Here is a 14,777-nt window from a genome sequence, read left to right on the forward strand (position 1 = left end):
AAAAGTGCAGAGAATTATAAAATAAAAAGCTGTAATCTATTATAATTAATAGATTACAGCTTTTTTGGTAGCCCCTAGGGGACTCGAACCCCTGTTTCTAAAATTATAGGAAAGTACTTCCCTGTCCCCTACTAAAAATGTGATTATATCATTATTTACAAGCTAAAAGTGTACAAGCACCCCTATATAAAAATATAATTAATGTGTTAAAAGTGTGTTAAAATTAATATCTAAGAAAGCCTACGAATTGGCTGCGGTAAATGAGTTATTCCCGCCCAATACCCATCCTCATACGCTAATAAATTAAGCGCAGTAAATCTTTTTAAATGTAATAAATCTTCAAGGGTATATCCCTTATCTTCAAATTCTTCTTTCATTGCTTGAAAATTCTTTTTGTTAGATCCGGCAATAAATGTGTAACTACACATAGCAGATCTTAATTCTTCCTGTATAGTTGGTATTTGAGCTAGATGATGGCATGAAAGCATTAGCTTAGTTCTGTATTTAGGCATTTGACTTAATATCATAGTAAGATACTTCTCACAATTCTTAGTTTGATATAATTCATCTATGAGTATTACAACTTGTTTTAATTTATCCTCTGGAATGTCACAAAACCTTTTTTGCAAGGATCCCCATACTTTAGTCATCCAATAACATACATATATATCTTTCTGCTGCTGAGTTGCAAACATACTGTCATACATACGAATACATATTAGTTTTCCTTTCTGCATTTCGTTTAATAAATTTATATTATTATCAGTAGATTTTTTTAACATCATCTCAATGTAAGTATTCTCTTTGAGCCTATGAACCCTACTTAGTATTGCACTAATATGCCCCTGCTTAGTACCTATTATTTGTGCTGGGCTATCTTTAGTTGCTTTTGACCATTCATCTATTTCCAACAATTCCTCTATATATTCACTCATTAGTTCTTTTAATTCAGCTGGAATGCTATCAATATATTTATGCCTAATAACATGGTTTTTAATTACATTAAAAACATCATTTACGGATCCGTTGCATACAAAAACTACAAGTGAAGCATATTCAAGGTATCGCTCCATTCTTCCTTCAAGGTCACTTTCACCATCATTTACTAAATTTATTAGTTCCTTTAGTTTAGCTGCTTTCATTTTGGCACAATTATAAAGTTCAAAAATAGAATTATCCTTTGGTATAATTTCGTTATAGCCAAACCCTTGTAAGGTATCCCAGACATCACATTTTATATCCAGTATTTTTTCTTTTGGTATTACAGCAGCCAATTCATCTGATAGTTTGCAATTACCGCAGAAATCGGGAAGAATCACGGTCCTGTTATTATTAATAACATCATAAGTAATATTTGCGATCAATGTACTTTTCCCGCTTCTATTTGGTCCGCAAATACATATTGAAGTGTTTTTAAGTTCTTTATCTTCAGTTTGATATACTTTGGTAGACTTACCTTTGTAAGTATTCTCGCCAGCTCTTATCACGCCATTTTGTAGCTGAAATGGCACCTCACTTTCCAACACATTTATATTGCTTATAATTTTATGCTTTTGCAAAAGTTCTCTACCAGGAAGTTCAAGAAAGTTTTGGCATTCATCAACACTCATTTTATTATTAACTGTCCCAATATTGTAATTTGTGTAATTTATATTTTTAGCTTTTAATTCATTATAGATTAATTCATTATCGGCATTTAGTTGATAAAAGGACTGTGCCACTGCATTCGCATTATTAATCTTTCTATTATTATCATTACTATCAGAAAGTACAATCATTTGAGTATTTAAGACTATGCTGTCTTTCTTTTTTATAGTAGCAGTATTGAGTTCTTTCTTAGTATTTCCCATTAAATTAGTTATAGCTATTTCAACTAAGTTTATATCTTTTTTTTCCTTTTTAAATAATTCCTGAAAAGCTTCAAATATTCCATCTAATATTTCTGCAAAAGTTAAAGCAAGAATTTTAATAATATATTTTTTATTTAACACTTCTTTATCCAACGGTTCATTATTTTTAAATCTATTGAATGTGGAATTACATTGATTGGCCCATCTTCTTTGGCTAACAGGTTTAAAATTATAAAATATTGCGACCCTATCTCCTTCTTCTATAATATCTAAAACACTTAAAATGCTTGCAAGAGGTTCGTTACATCTTTTATCCAATGATAAACTTAAAGGATCTTCAGATTTATATTGTACTTGATACTTTAATGCATCATTTGAAAAATTCTCTATTTTATCAATTATGTTTATGGTTATTCTGGGCCATACTTCAAAAATCTTTTCTCTAAAAAGTTTTTCATAAGTTTCAGGTACTAGGAAATAAAAGTCTACACTCGATTTTCTTATATCTATCATAAAACTACATTTAGATGGCGTTTCTATTTTCCAATACTTTGATTCCTTATAAATTCTTTGATTTATACTTTTACCCAAATGATTAATGGTTCTTGCAATATTAGAACTATTGTAATTACGAATTGATGTGTCTGGAATGAGCTTAAGTATTACATATTTTGGCTTCACTAATTTAAAATAATCAGATAACTTTATACTTTTCATAAAAGTCCGCCAAATATAACTATTACTGCATATATTGTTAAGGTCAAAATAGAAGCCTTAAGTCCTTTTCTCCATCCAATAATCCATAGAATTATAAATATTGTTCCTAAAATTAAAGCTACAGAATAAGAGCAACCAACCAATGATTTTATTATATTACCTATAAAATCTAAAATTGATTTTTTAATCACGCTATAGCCCTCCTATTTCCCGAATGATCTTATTAAATCCAGAAAATCTACGAAGAAAAAAATACAAGCGTATCCAATTAAGTACTTAACCCCAGTCTTAACAACTTCTTTTACATCAGAATTGCTCATATCTGCGATCATATCTTTTGTTGCATAAATTGCTGCTGCCCAATAACCAATTGACAATAATATTTTCCAAATGGTTCTTCCCATTTTATCTGCTTTAGCTATACTTACATCTATTGCACTTGGATCAGCTGCTAATACATGAGTACATCCAAATGTTATGCATAAGCCTATTGTTATTGATGTAATATCTCTTAAAATTCTTACATTCTTTCGTGTACAATATCTTTTCTTAAGATTATTAAGTTTATTGTTACAGCATATTATTTCTATTTTCATAAATGCTCCTCCTGTATATTATTAAATTAATTGGCTATAATACTTAAAAAATGGAAAGGATGATTATTATGTTTATAGTTATAGCTGGATTAACTCTTGCGGCAGTAAGTGAATTTGCTTTATTTGTATTATATTAAATGTTAATAATTTGTAAATAAATGTTATAAATGCATGTGTACTAGCATTTTCTCAAATTAACATGCATAAGCTGTAGTGTAGCTATGAAGCGAAGCAAGTAGTTCACTAGAGCGTTTTGGTTAAGTCTATGCATTCAGCACGGGCTTATTTTTTATCCTAAAATGTCCATAAATTCACTTTTATTAAGTGATTTTTCTTCTAATATATTGGTGCTTTGCTCTATTTTCTTTTCTATAATTCCTTTCAAAACATCTTTAACATAGGCAGATTTATCGGAATGCTTTTGTATCTCTTCATATAATTTATTGTCTTCAGGAGTATTCTTAAAACTAATAATTAATCTTCTTGCCATAAACTCACCCCAACATTCTTAAAGCCTAAACAATTATTGAATTGACAATTCCCCATTATTTTTGTCCCAGGCATCTTATTTTGTATTGCCTGGCCGTAGAGATATGTCCCCCCACCAGTAAGATATAATCTTGAAGTCTTTATCGGATAGTTCATAATAAGCTCATTAATGATATTATTTAGATGTGATTCAATAATAGGTTTTAAAAAAGATAGGTTTTGTTTTTCTCCATAGATTGATAAGCCTTTGTTTAATATATTTTCTCCTTCTTCTATTCTTAGGTCCGTTTCAAACTTTTGATTTATTTCCTTTACAACATCAGCGTATAGTGAAAGTGTACCTTCTAAGATAGTAGAATACTTTGTAAGCTTTCTTTTGCCTTCAAAGTATTGAAACAGGCATACATCAAAAGTTCTTCCCCCTATGTCACCAATAATATAATTTTCCATAGGATTAATCGTGTACCCGGCCCCTGCAGCTTGTGGAAATATCTCCACATTGTTTATTATTATGGTTCTTTCTTTTCCATTTATATTGGTTCTATTAAATTTATTGCTTAAAAGTAATTCCTTAAGTTGATTTCTCTGACTTTTATATTGCCCTATTGGAAGGCCAGTAACAACATTAAACTCAACTTCATCATTCAAACTAAGTGCATAAAGTAAACACGCTTTAGTAAGTTCGCAATTGATTTTATTTAATGCTATTGCATTTTCTCCATCACCTATATAGTATTTTATTTTATTCATCTCAATGTAATTGCTTTTGCCAATAAGGCTTTCTTTTGTGGTTACCTTTGCTGGGAATATATGCCCTTCTGAATCCTTAATATAGGTATACCCACCATCATAACCAATTATCATATTTTCACTCCCTTTTTAATACTTATGAGGCTAACAAATGTATTCATTTTTTATCTCTTTTACTATAATGTATGCTCTATTACTTAAAATGTTTCCTAATTTTAGGATTTATTTTAAAAATTAATTTTTATTCCTACTTTTAATATCTACAGACATAAAAAAGCACCTAATCTTCTAGGTACCATATATCTTCTACCTCTCGATTAAGTGCTTTTGAAATTCTTAATAATGTTTCTGCATTCCCCTGCACCTTATTAAGTTCTATAGTATTATAAGTTGTATTACTAATGCCTAACATTTTTGAAAATTCTTTTTGATCCATCATGTATTCACGCATTCTGATTTCTTTTAATTTATTTTTTACCCCAAGCTTATCACCTACTTAACATTAGTTTATGTTAATATTCTACAAATGTTAAATAATTCCTCTAAAAGAATAGCCCCGAAGGACTATAAGATGAAAATATTTAAAAGGAAACATTATGAATAATGAATAAGCTTAGCTTAATTATAGCCATGAATATTTTATTTATACAAAAAATAAAAAAAGTCCCTGGATTTCTCCAGGGTTAAATTTTATTATTGAGCAACTGATGTTGCTGCTACTGTAGACTGGACTGTATTTATTGTCTGCTTTAATTGGGCATTTTCTTGTACTAAGGCATCATTCTTAGCTTGGATAGCTTTTGCTGCTTCCTGTTGTTCTTTTACATCCACCGGTTTATGACCCAATAATAATACTTCCGATTCAATTGTATCCTTAATTAATTGATCAATTTCAGGGGTTACGGTTATTCCTGCAATTTCTAAAGCATTATAAACTGTATCTTTAGCTTTATCACTTCTGGCCTCACCATCTAATTTGGAAGTTAAATATAGTTGTTCAGCGCAACCGGCACCCTTTTTAGCATATGTTTCAATTACATCCAGGGTTTTAACTACTGGATTATTAGGAACTATCTTGTCCGCTACCTGTAAAACGCTATCTGCCATATTCATAGCCTTATCAACTTTGCCAGCAATTTCTTCAACTTTTACGCCCTTTTTCTTTAATAATGGTAAAAGTACCAAAGCTGAGGCACCTACACCGACTGTTATCCCAAAAACGAATAATAAAGTAACATTTACATACATAATACATTCCTCCAAAAATTTATTTTTAATATAAAAAAGTGCCTACATTATAAATAGACACTTAGTTATTTTATTTGGGGCTTTCCATTCCAGGCTCCATCAGGCCCAACTACCCAACCATCTACTATTGTATTGGCTGTCATAATTCCATCAGGCCCTATATAGTAAGATTTGTTATTCCATTTAATCCATTGGTTTGTAGCCATAGCACCATCTGATTTTAAGAAGTACCAATAGCCATTGTTTGATTTAATCCAACGACTTGTCACCATAGCACCATCACCACCGAGGAAGTACCACAAGCCTTTTGAGTCTTTCCTCCAGCCATTAATGACTTTCTTTTTATTCTCAAAGTAGAACCATATTCCATTTATTAAATGCCATCCGTCACATAATGCTTGTACCCCCTTCATAACTGCTTGTTTAATCTCCTGTAGAGGATAGTTAGTTCCAGGACATTCTGTAGCCATTAACTCCCTATGACCATAAACAGCCCTAATTGGATATATACTTTTCAAATATTGGCCTAATTCGACTAAAGCCTGTTTTTGCACCTCAGGCATGTGCTCTATCATATAATTACCCTCTGCACAAATTCCCAAGGTATTTGTATTATGGTGCAAACAATGGCTGCCTATAGCATTATTAGGTCTACCTTTATATATGCTTCCATCCTTTCTAACAAAATAATGATATCCTATGCCTGCCCATCCATTTTCTTTATGCCATTGATGTACGTCATACACTGAGCATTTTGAGGCTTCAGCGTGATGATATACAAGTGCATTAGGCAAATTACCATATGACATAGATCCAAAACTTAAATTTGTTTGAATAATATTCATAAATTATTCCTCCTATTTAAATAAATTGTGTTGGATTCCATAAAAAAAGAAGGTTGCAAACCCTCCTATAATCAGCCCTATAAACCAACGTAGCGTTGTTGTAAGACTAGATAATTGTTGGCAAAGGTTATCTATCTTTACATCTACACTAGCCCCCCTTTGCTCTAATCTATCAAGCCTGCCACTATGATCATTTAGCCTTCTTTCATGAGTATTCAATTTGTCTTTTATTAACTCATCATTCATAAAGCATCTCCTAAAAATTTAATTTTTCCCAAAATAAAAAGACCTCCTACGGTCTCTTATTTTTTAAATGCTTATCTTTATTGGGAATATATTCCAATAGGTCACTTATGTCACACTCTAAAACTTCACATATTTTATCTAATTGTTCCAAACTCACTCTATCTACCAGTTCATTATATAACTCTGAAATAGTATTAGGTCTTATGTTTGTTTTCCTAGCCAAATCAGCTTGTGTCCACCTTTTTTCACCTAAAAGCCTAGATAAATGTATTTTAATCATCATTACAACCCCCTTGTATCGTATTTCAAGGGCATTGTAACGCCTTTCGGGATTTTCAGGCTTAATTTGATATTTAATATCAAAAATTCGATATGTTGTATCACATTTATGATATAAGATAGTAGTTTTATTATTTAAGCTGTAACTTGGCTTCTTTTATCAAGTTCTGCTTTAACTGCATCCCTAAGAAATGCAGGCACCGCAATTTTACCTGTTTCAGGTTCTAATACTCTTAATCCTAATTGGATTAAGTCTGCATATAATTCAACCATTAATATCGCCTCCTTTCATTAAGATGGATTAATTTTTTCAATTAGTTCAGCCAAAGCTAATTGAAGATCAATTTTATCTTGTGCCTGTTTCTCAATACTTTCAGCTAATGCTAATTGCAATTGAAGCTTTTCATCTCCTAGCCTTTTTATTTTTTCCTCATCTGTTTCAGGTGTATTTTTTAATATTTTTCTAGACATTTAGCTCACCCCCACACCAATAGCGTCTACACTAATTTCCCCAGCTGCATCATTTGCAGATATTTGATATTTAACTGCTACTGCCCATTGATTCCCTGTTTTAGTTGTATTCGTAAATACATATGCTTCATTGTAATTATATTGAGTAGTAATATTTTCCCATGTTGGAGCCACATCTAAGGCATTATTACATGCAAATACTTTTATTGTTGCTTTAGAATCTACAGTTTTTTTATCTATTACATTTAATCTTGTAGGCATAAAATCTAATGCGCTTGGAAGCGTAGTGAACTCTAATTTATTGCCAACCTTTATTTGAATAGCAGCACTCCAGGAAGTTGTATTGCTACCTGCGGTATCAATGGATCCAACACGGATATATTTTGTTGTATTAACTGTTAAACCAGTTATGTTAAACTTAAAGCTCTTGCCACTATCAGAATTTGTTGCATTGCTAACATCATCCCAAACTTTAGTTGAACTATTATATCTTTTCAGGCCAGATGTTATTGTTCGAACTCCTGTTGTAAATGCACTATCATCTGCTAATTGTACACATAATGTTTGGGCATCTCCTTCAGCATCTGTTGAAACTGTAAATGCTGCATCAAAACCAGCTGTATCAACCCTTGTTAAATTTACTGGTGAGATTATAATTGGTGCTCTAGGAGCACTATTTGTTTTGGTAAATGTCCAAGTCCTCGTTGCTCCAGCTAATCCCTTTGAGTCAGTTACTCCGATTGTAATTGTATGGCTTGCCAAACTTAAACTTGGCCATTGCGTAGTTAAATCTACGGTCAAGCTCGTTCCACTCGCTTGATTATTTAATGTTCTGATTACACTTCCATCTAATTTTTCAACTACAGTTATTGTGTCGCCTTCAGCATCTGTTACAGTATAAGTTTTTTTCAAAGCTGCAGCATAATTTCCAAGGTTCGCATCAGTATCAGAGACCAGCGGGGCAGTGTTCAGAACTTCAAGGACGGGGCGCCACCCAACGTTACTGTAGTATTACCACTATTGTAGTTATTGAAAAAGCGGGCAGACGAGGACCCACGAAAAACACGAGAGGAAGAATTTCCCTGATATGTCTCTTTGCACCAACTATAATCCCCCCACCAATTCCATAATTGATTATGTGCCCCATCTAAGTCATTGTAATCAAGTGAGGAATCTAAATCATTAGTAGTAGGTTTAGGCAATCCACTAATATTATCTTCATTAACTATAAACCTGTCCCATTCGTTGTTCGTAGGAGTCCCTCCAGAATAACTGTCACTTCCATTTCTATAGTTCTCTCCACCACTGAGTACTCTGCAAAGATACTCCTGACCATCTATAGTTATTTTTTTCCCTGTAATATATCCTGCTTCATTTAATGTATCCCAACTAATAGAATTTAGAATAACCCTATCACAAATCAATAGTGTCTTATTACCATCTTTAATTTTTATCCATTTTAACTTTTTAGAGTCATCTGAAGAACTGTTCCCTATAATCCAATCACTCATATTCCCTGAAAATTGAGATGTGTCTCCATTACCTCTACCTGATAGTGACCCTGGATAATTACCTGAATACCAAGGTCGTTGTGGTAACGATAATGGAGAATTATTATGATAAAACGTACCTAATTTAACTACTCCTAAAAATTCTGCCACTTAAATCACTCCTTAAATTTTGTATTAAAAAAACACCCATTACTGAGTGCTTAAATTCCCAAACTTAAATTTAGGATTTTCTACTTCTATATAATTGTATTTTGAAAATATTTTTTTACTAAGATTGTAGCTATTAGAATGCCTTGCATGTCCCAACCATGAATTTACACTTTGCTGAACTTCTTTTGTAGTCATTTCGCCCCTTTGAACTTTCTTATCCATAGCTTTGATTCTTCTTTTCATTGCAGCTTTCGATGAATCTCTTACTAACTTATGAGTTGTAAATATCTTAAATCCATAAGCATTAACACCCTGGCTTAAAGGGAAAATTTTAGTTTTAGAATTGGTTTCTAAATCAAGCCTTTCTTTTAAAAAACTTGTTATATTTTCCTTAGCTTTCTGTGCTTCTTCTTTTGTCTTTAAGATTACTATAATATCATCCATATATCTTACATAGTATTTAAGGCCTAGATATCTTGTAGCATATTGGTCTACTTCATTCATATAAATATTTGCGAAGTCCTGGCTAGTTACATTACCAAGAGGAATTCCTTTTTCTCCTTCAGGAGAACTGTCTATAATTTTATCTAAAAGATTTAAAAATTTATCATCCTTAATCTTTTTCCTTAGGATCTGCTTAAGTATATCCCTGTTTATAGAATAGAAAAACTTTCTAACATCCATCTTAAGTATCCAGCCATCACCATACTTCCATTTAACATACTTCATATCATGTTGAACCTTCTGTACAGCTTTATGAGTTCCTCTTCCAACTAAGCAAGCATAAGAAGAATCTATAAACTTATTATAATAAACCTCCTGCAGTACTGTATGTGCTGCAAATTGCACTATTTTATCTCTAATCCTTGGTGCGTGAATAACTCTCTCTTTAGGTTCATATACCTTAAATTCTATATAATCACTTGGCATATATGTTTCATTCTTTAATTCTCTCCAAAGCTTAACTAAATTCTTTTCTCTGGCCATATCAAAAATAATAGCCTCTTTCCTATATTTCCTTTGGGCCTGTTGAGTTCTTTTATAACTCCCTTTTAAGTTTTTATAATCCATAGCCTTTTCATATAGAGGATTCGGCATTTTGGCATCTCCTTTCAAAGCTTGGCAAAATACCATTATTCATGTGTTTACACTAAAAGTGAAGGATTAATTCTCCCCTGAAGTTCAAACTTAAGTCCGACTGAACTTAAGGGTCATGTCAATGAAACCGTAATCGCATTGATCTAAAGTCTTACAGGGCGGGGCGCCACCCAACGTTATTGTTAGTATTATTACTATTGTTGTTATTGAAATAGCGGGCAGACGAGTACCCACGATAAACACGATAGGAAGCCCATACAGAATTAACCCTATATTAAATTATTTAACTGCTGCTTTCATTAAGCCTCCAGTTATCCTTCCCAATTCACTTACCCTCTCTTGGAGCTGTAAGCATTTTCTTTCTGTTATATACTTTTGTTCTCGTGAAATTGAGAATAAAACAAGTAATAACTTAAGGTCTGCATCTACTCCCTGAAGATAATGAATTCTATATCTTTTAATATTATTAGCAAGCATGGTATTTCTGATTACTCTATAAAAGGCTTGCTTAATCTCCTGACATAATGCAAACTTTTCACTTTTAGGATATTTTTTTAATACAGGATATACTTCTTTATTTAGAAGTACTTCTGTTTTCTTTTGTAAAATTAATGGCTCCACATGCTGTCACCTTTTCATTTAAATTTCAACTGCTTTAGTTTATCATAAATAGTTAGTTTTAATTAACATTTTGTTATAAAATAACCATATTAGATATAAACTTTACTATTAGCATACATACCTGATATTAAACTCACATCTGCAGAGCTTTCTATTTTATCAACAAATATATGTTTTATATTAGATATATTTATTAAATCTTGTACTGCAAGTTGAAAAATGAGCTGTGTAATATCTTCTAAATGTAATGCAGACTCTTGCTGTAAATTTGCTATTGCAACTGCATTACCTTTTATAGTTTCATTATTCCATCCATTACCTGTTATACTACTAACCTTATTGTCAGCATATGTTTGCGCTGAATTTTGAGCAATAGTAACTTCCGTTTTTAAAGCTCTTTTGCCTATTTCAGTGTCGATTAATAAATTGTCATCTACGAAGTCCTGTCTTTTAGGATATTCGTTGCCCTGCCATTGATTAAGACCAATATTATGAGTTTTATTTACACTTGGCATTTAATCACCTCTATTCTTTATAAGTTTCAAATTTATCCCAAGACAAATTAAGTGTGTCCCAATCATCAAAACTCTTATTATAATTATTAAACTCATCCCAAGTTAAATAAATAAAAATATATTGAAGTATTTTATATGCAGGCTTAATTTGTTCTACTACATCCTTTAAATCATTTAAATTTGGAGGTATACCTCTTATTGCATTAAACTTAACAGTAATTATCCCGTTATAAGTAACTTCTACATTCCCGTTTGTAAAGCTATCACATACAAGCTTTAGCATTACAGAATTAAATTTACCTGTTCCACGATCTTTAGACTTTATTACACTTCTACGATAATCTAGTTCTTTGGTATGATTCGTAACTATTCCTAAGCTCTTCTCATATATATCAAGTGCCCAAGTGGCTGTATCAATATTAAACTGTAACATTAAGTCAGCCATACATTCATCTAATGTATCAAATTCATTTCCCTGGCTGCTGTATATTTCAGTATATGTCCTTGTATTTGATATAAAAGGCGGTACATAGTTTTTTAATTTATCACTATGCAATAGTCACCACTCCTTTTATTGGGACTTCTGTAAGGATTCCAGTATAACTTAATTGTATATTTGCAATACCACCATTTACCTTTAAATTGCTGTAATCTAAAAAACCAGGTGTGCTTATTATCAAAGCTCCTAGTCTTGTATAACTCACTGATGCCTCTTTAAATGCTAGAGATTTTAAATATTCATTTAAGGCATTCTCAAAATTAGTTTGCCGCTGTTCGTCACTATAATTGGTATCCTTAATGGCAGTAAAACTTATATCTATTGATTTTCCAACAGCTCCTTCTATAGTTGTAAAAGCACCGAAAGGAGCAACTCCATAACCTTGCCCCCAATTATCGCCTAAAGGGTCCATATAAGTTTGGACTTTATTAATAAATTCTGAACTTGGCGGTTGCTTATTTGCATCTATAATAATAAGCTTTATAGTATCATTGCCATTCCAAGTGGGATATACTTTAACATCTCCTACTCCAGGATAATCTTTTACTAATTTAATAAATTGTGAAATATTCCCCTGAGTTGATGGAGCTTGTATTGCTTCATAATATCTTCCAAGCAATGACTCGTCACTCTCCTCATCAAATCCATCTTGAGTAGGGCTTCCATTTGTAATTGCAGTTATACCAGGTATGCCAACAGGAAGAGCAGTTATTTGGTTAGCTGGAACCATTCCACTGGATCCTGCTATAACTGCTGTGACATTTGCAGTTCCAGTTCCATTAATAGTTTTATCCTCCGTAAATTTAAATTGTATTCCTCCTGATGTTTGTGCTATATCCCCAATGCTTATATTCCCTGTTCCAGTTAAGGTTATTACAGTATGAGCATAAGTAGCAGGTTTTTTAGTAATACCTGTCTTTTGATATACTCTAGTCGCTAGTTCATCACCTATAAGCTTACTGATATCAAATTTATTGGATACTTCATCTAATTTTACATATATTTGTTCAAACTCATTAGATGCTGGTGAAAGTGCGTCATATGTCAGACTGCCCTCCGATTTATCTACATCAGCAGATGTAGTTTGTAACATTCTATTTAAAATTTCTTTCTGTGAATTATTGTTGCTATACACTCATATTCGCCTCCCCATAGATGGTAGCCACCGTAAATTCTATATTTAATTTACTTTCATCAATAGTTACAGTAACATTTTGTATATCAATTATATAATTATTCATTAATAGGGCTTCTTTTAAATATCTTTCTACTTCGCTTCGTATAAATTCTATACTTAATCCTTTGCCTACTAACTCATTTAACTCATTACCATAGCTCCACGAATATGCTAAATATCTATACCTTTCTGTTTTTAACGCTTTCCATATCCATACTTTTATAGCTTCAATTCCTTCAACTATCTTGGGTTTTCCATTCTCCAATAGTAAATCATTGTTAATGAAATCCCAGCAATATTCCTTTGCCAAAGGCAATCCCTCCTTGCTAGTTGAATGAAAATTCGTTATATCATCAATCTTTGCATCTGCAGGCAGTATGCTCATGGCCTCACCACCCTTGCCAGAACTACATATTCTTGCCTGTCCATCACTGCCAAACAAGCTATGCTATCACCTATCTTAAGTCCTTCAGTAAATTCCAATTCACCGTTAGGTATCCCTATCGATGTTATTCCTTCTTCAGTTGTAGAGCCTGTAGCTTTCGTAGAAGGTATACTCATTTTCCTTTTATATTTCGACAATAAAAAATCTGCAACCCAGATGTCATCTTTCGTGAGTTGAAGATCACCTATTTTAATTGTCAATGGCTCAGCATTTATTACTACACCTATTTCAATAGCTGGAGGATTGAATTTGGTTCCTTGTTTTTGCATGTGCTTAATCAATTCAATGTACTGGTTTTTCATCTTTACCCTCCTAACATGTGGCTAAATTAAGCTGCATTGTATATTTGTTCGTACCAACATCCCATGTATGCGTGTCCCCGTCAATAAGCAGCTTTGCCTCCATTTCTTCGTCCATATAAAATATTTTTACACCAACGAGTGAACCTGTCCTACATTCCCAGTTTCCAAGCGTTTCAACTGACCAAGTGTGCTCAATGCCCTTCAGCAACTTTTGAGCTTCAGTGGCAGGATTCTTGCCATCCTCCATAACATAGTTGTCCTGTAATGTGCCATACTTGTTCTGCCACTCAGTGTTTTCAACCTTGTTATGGTAATTGTTGTCACTATCAAATATCTGCACCTTGTTAACCATACTGTCAAGTGATTCTCCATAACTTACAGATATTGCATTGTTTCCTATACCATTCTTATTAATGGTCACTATATAGTTTGCAACCAACTGGGCTTTCTTTATCACGTTCAGTTTGGTTCCTTGCATTGTCAATATGAAGCCATTTGCTTGAACTTGGTCATACATTTCCAGTATTGCTTCACAACCTGTCTTTTGGGCAATGAGTCTACTGGTCCTTGTCCCCGTACTTGCTATTTCTCCGGTTTCTATCCCTAGGTCACTGCAAACTTTTCTAGTCGCATCTTCAGGTGTAATATTCGTGAAGTTATATGTCACCTTAGACTTGTTAACGTATATAAGATAGTCAAATGCTTTTATTGTCAGTTCCTGTTCGGAAGAACTATCTACAGTCCACACGACACCCCTGAATATCTCTTCTCCATCAAGGATCATCCATATTTTAGAGCCAACCTTTACATCAATTCTTGGTTGATTGGTGTCCCAAATTGGGTACGCAAGTGTTATACTGAGCGCCCTTGCAAATGTCGAACTGTCACCACTATTGCTTACAGATTTCACCAGATTGGTTATGTCCAGAGGAATTATATCAACCATGCAATATATTTTTATCATAATT

Annotated in this window: 22 protein-coding genes; all 22 read right to left on the reverse strand. The window is 32.7% G+C overall.

Annotated features, from left to right (window positions below; translation table 11 throughout):
- Positions 1-230 precede the first annotated feature (230 nt).
- The 22 genes from EQM05_RS11365 to EQM05_RS11465 all read right to left on the reverse strand — a co-directional run bounded on the left by EQM05_RS11365 (position 231) and on the right by EQM05_RS11465 (position 14,773).
- Positions 231-2,567, reverse strand: a complete 2,337-nt coding sequence (locus EQM05_RS11365; RefSeq protein ID WP_243108056.1) for a hypothetical protein — start codon at positions 2,565-2,567, stop codon at positions 231-233.
- Positions 2,564-2,758, reverse strand: a complete 195-nt coding sequence (locus EQM05_RS11370) for a hypothetical protein (protein ID WP_128750140.1) — start codon at positions 2,756-2,758, stop codon at positions 2,564-2,566. Before EQM05_RS11370 ends, EQM05_RS11365 begins: the two co-directional genes overlap by 4 nt.
- A gap of 12 nt (positions 2,759-2,770) precedes the next feature.
- Entirely contained in the window at positions 2,771-3,163 is a 393-nt protein-coding gene (locus EQM05_RS11375) for a hypothetical protein (RefSeq protein WP_128750141.1), read from the reverse strand.
- 289 nt (positions 3,164-3,452) lie between these two features.
- Complete coding sequence (locus EQM05_RS11380; protein ID WP_128750142.1) at positions 3,453-3,653, reverse strand: hypothetical protein; 201 nt, start codon at positions 3,651-3,653, stop codon at positions 3,453-3,455.
- Complete coding sequence (locus tag EQM05_RS11385) at positions 3,638-4,516, reverse strand: ParM/StbA family protein (protein ID WP_128750143.1); 879 nt, start codon at positions 4,514-4,516, stop codon at positions 3,638-3,640. Before EQM05_RS11385 ends, EQM05_RS11380 begins: the two co-directional genes overlap by 16 nt.
- Positions 4,517-4,682: 166 nt before the next feature.
- A complete protein-coding gene (locus EQM05_RS11390) occupies positions 4,683-4,859 on the reverse strand; it encodes a helix-turn-helix transcriptional regulator (protein WP_279222137.1) in 177 nt (58 codons plus the stop codon).
- A 236-nt stretch (positions 4,860-5,095) separates the two neighbouring features.
- Positions 5,096-5,650 (reverse strand): hypothetical protein, encoded by a 555-nt coding sequence (locus tag EQM05_RS11395; protein ID WP_128750145.1) that lies wholly within the window; start codon positions 5,648-5,650, stop codon positions 5,096-5,098.
- A gap of 65 nt (positions 5,651-5,715) precedes the next feature.
- Positions 5,716-6,495 carry an N-acetylmuramoyl-L-alanine amidase gene (locus EQM05_RS11400; RefSeq protein WP_128750146.1) on the reverse strand — a complete coding sequence of 260 codons (780 nt, stop codon included), beginning with the start codon at positions 6,493-6,495 and terminating at the stop codon, positions 5,716-5,718.
- A gap of 12 nt (positions 6,496-6,507) precedes the next feature.
- Positions 6,508-6,741, reverse strand: coding sequence for a hemolysin XhlA family protein (locus tag EQM05_RS11405; RefSeq protein ID WP_128750147.1), 234 nt, complete (start codon positions 6,739-6,741; stop codon positions 6,508-6,510).
- A gap of 46 nt (positions 6,742-6,787) precedes the next feature.
- A complete protein-coding gene (locus EQM05_RS11410) occupies positions 6,788-7,024 on the reverse strand; it encodes a helix-turn-helix transcriptional regulator (RefSeq protein WP_128750148.1) in 237 nt (78 codons plus the stop codon).
- A gap of 131 nt (positions 7,025-7,155) precedes the next feature.
- Entirely contained in the window at positions 7,156-7,293 is a 138-nt protein-coding gene (locus EQM05_RS15815; RefSeq protein ID WP_164917272.1) for a CD1375 family protein, read from the reverse strand.
- An 18-nt stretch (positions 7,294-7,311) separates the two neighbouring features.
- Positions 7,312-7,491 (reverse strand): hypothetical protein, encoded by a 180-nt coding sequence (locus EQM05_RS11415; RefSeq protein WP_128750149.1) that lies wholly within the window; start codon positions 7,489-7,491, stop codon positions 7,312-7,314.
- Positions 7,492-8,403: a hypothetical protein gene (locus EQM05_RS11420; RefSeq protein WP_128750150.1), complete on the reverse strand. Its 912-nt coding sequence runs from the start codon at positions 8,401-8,403 to the stop codon at positions 7,492-7,494. It abuts the gene before it with no gap.
- Between the two features lie 56 nt (positions 8,404-8,459).
- Positions 8,460-9,152, reverse strand: a complete 693-nt coding sequence (locus tag EQM05_RS11425; RefSeq protein ID WP_128750151.1) for a hypothetical protein — start codon at positions 9,150-9,152, stop codon at positions 8,460-8,462.
- Between the two features lie 39 nt (positions 9,153-9,191).
- Positions 9,192-10,250, reverse strand: a complete 1,059-nt coding sequence (locus EQM05_RS11430; protein WP_128750152.1) for a reverse transcriptase/maturase family protein — start codon at positions 10,248-10,250, stop codon at positions 9,192-9,194.
- A 279-nt stretch (positions 10,251-10,529) separates the two neighbouring features.
- Positions 10,530-10,871: a four helix bundle protein gene (locus EQM05_RS11435; RefSeq protein ID WP_128750153.1), complete on the reverse strand. Its 342-nt coding sequence runs from the start codon at positions 10,869-10,871 to the stop codon at positions 10,530-10,532.
- Between the two features lie 89 nt (positions 10,872-10,960).
- Positions 10,961-11,386, reverse strand: a complete 426-nt coding sequence (locus tag EQM05_RS11440; protein ID WP_128750154.1) for a hypothetical protein — start codon at positions 11,384-11,386, stop codon at positions 10,961-10,963.
- A 10-nt stretch (positions 11,387-11,396) separates the two neighbouring features.
- Complete coding sequence (locus tag EQM05_RS11445) at positions 11,397-11,942, reverse strand: putative phage tail protein (RefSeq protein ID WP_128750155.1); 546 nt, start codon at positions 11,940-11,942, stop codon at positions 11,397-11,399.
- Positions 11,935-13,020 carry a baseplate J/gp47 family protein gene (locus tag EQM05_RS11450; protein ID WP_128750156.1) on the reverse strand — a complete coding sequence of 362 codons (1,086 nt, stop codon included), beginning with the start codon at positions 13,018-13,020 and terminating at the stop codon, positions 11,935-11,937. Before EQM05_RS11450 ends, EQM05_RS11445 begins: the two co-directional genes overlap by 8 nt.
- A complete protein-coding gene (locus tag EQM05_RS11455) occupies positions 13,013-13,504 on the reverse strand; it encodes a DUF2634 domain-containing protein (RefSeq protein WP_243108057.1) in 492 nt (163 codons plus the stop codon). The genes EQM05_RS11450 and EQM05_RS11455 overlap by 8 nt, the downstream gene beginning before the upstream one ends.
- Entirely contained in the window at positions 13,444-13,809 is a 366-nt protein-coding gene (locus EQM05_RS11460; protein WP_128750158.1) for a DUF2577 domain-containing protein, read from the reverse strand. The genes EQM05_RS11455 and EQM05_RS11460 overlap by 61 nt, the downstream gene beginning before the upstream one ends.
- Before the next feature lie 10 nt (positions 13,810-13,819).
- Positions 13,820-14,773: a terminase gene (locus EQM05_RS11465; protein ID WP_128750159.1), complete on the reverse strand. Its 954-nt coding sequence runs from the start codon at positions 14,771-14,773 to the stop codon at positions 13,820-13,822.
- Positions 14,774-14,777 lie beyond the last annotated feature (4 nt).

Source organism: Clostridium sp. JN-9 (assembly GCF_004103695.1).
In the GTDB taxonomy this organism is placed as follows: domain Bacteria; phylum Bacillota; class Clostridia; order Clostridiales; family Clostridiaceae; genus JN-9.

Bases quoted from the DNA above. Each gene is read 5' to 3' on its own strand.
- EQM05_RS11395 (WP_128750145.1), bottom strand. From the start codon at position 5,650: ATGTATGTAAATGTTACTTTATTATTCGTTTTTGGGATAACAGTCGGT.
- EQM05_RS11465 (WP_128750159.1), bottom strand. From the start codon at position 14,773: ATGATAAAAATATATTGCATGGTTGATATAATTCCTCTGGACATAACC.
- EQM05_RS11375 (WP_128750141.1), bottom strand. From the start codon at position 3,163: ATGAAAATAGAAATAATATGCTGTAACAATAAACTTAATAATCTTAAG.
- EQM05_RS11460 (WP_128750158.1), bottom strand. From the start codon at position 13,809: ATGAAAAACCAGTACATTGAATTGATTAAGCACATGCAAAAACAAGGA.
- EQM05_RS11380 (WP_128750142.1), bottom strand. From the start codon at position 3,653: ATGGCAAGAAGATTAATTATTAGTTTTAAGAATACTCCTGAAGACAAT.
- EQM05_RS11385 (WP_128750143.1), bottom strand. From the start codon at position 4,516: ATGATAATTGGTTATGATGGTGGGTATACCTATATTAAGGATTCAGAA.
- EQM05_RS11365 (WP_243108056.1), bottom strand. From the start codon at position 2,567: ATGAAAAGTATAAAGTTATCTGATTATTTTAAATTAGTGAAGCCAAAA.
- EQM05_RS11400 (WP_128750146.1), bottom strand. From the start codon at position 6,495: ATGAATATTATTCAAACAAATTTAAGTTTTGGATCTATGTCATATGGT.
- EQM05_RS11440 (WP_128750154.1), bottom strand. From the start codon at position 11,386: ATGCCAAGTGTAAATAAAACTCATAATATTGGTCTTAATCAATGGCAG.
- EQM05_RS11430 (WP_128750152.1), bottom strand. From the start codon at position 10,250: ATGCCGAATCCTCTATATGAAAAGGCTATGGATTATAAAAACTTAAAA.
- EQM05_RS11415 (WP_128750149.1), bottom strand. From the start codon at position 7,491: ATGTCTAGAAAAATATTAAAAAATACACCTGAAACAGATGAGGAAAAA.
- EQM05_RS11405 (WP_128750147.1), bottom strand. From the start codon at position 6,741: ATGAATGATGAGTTAATAAAAGACAAATTGAATACTCATGAAAGAAGG.
- EQM05_RS15815 (WP_164917272.1), bottom strand. From the start codon at position 7,293: ATGGTTGAATTATATGCAGACTTAATCCAATTAGGATTAAGAGTATTA.
- EQM05_RS11410 (WP_128750148.1), bottom strand. From the start codon at position 7,024: ATGATGATTAAAATACATTTATCTAGGCTTTTAGGTGAAAAAAGGTGG.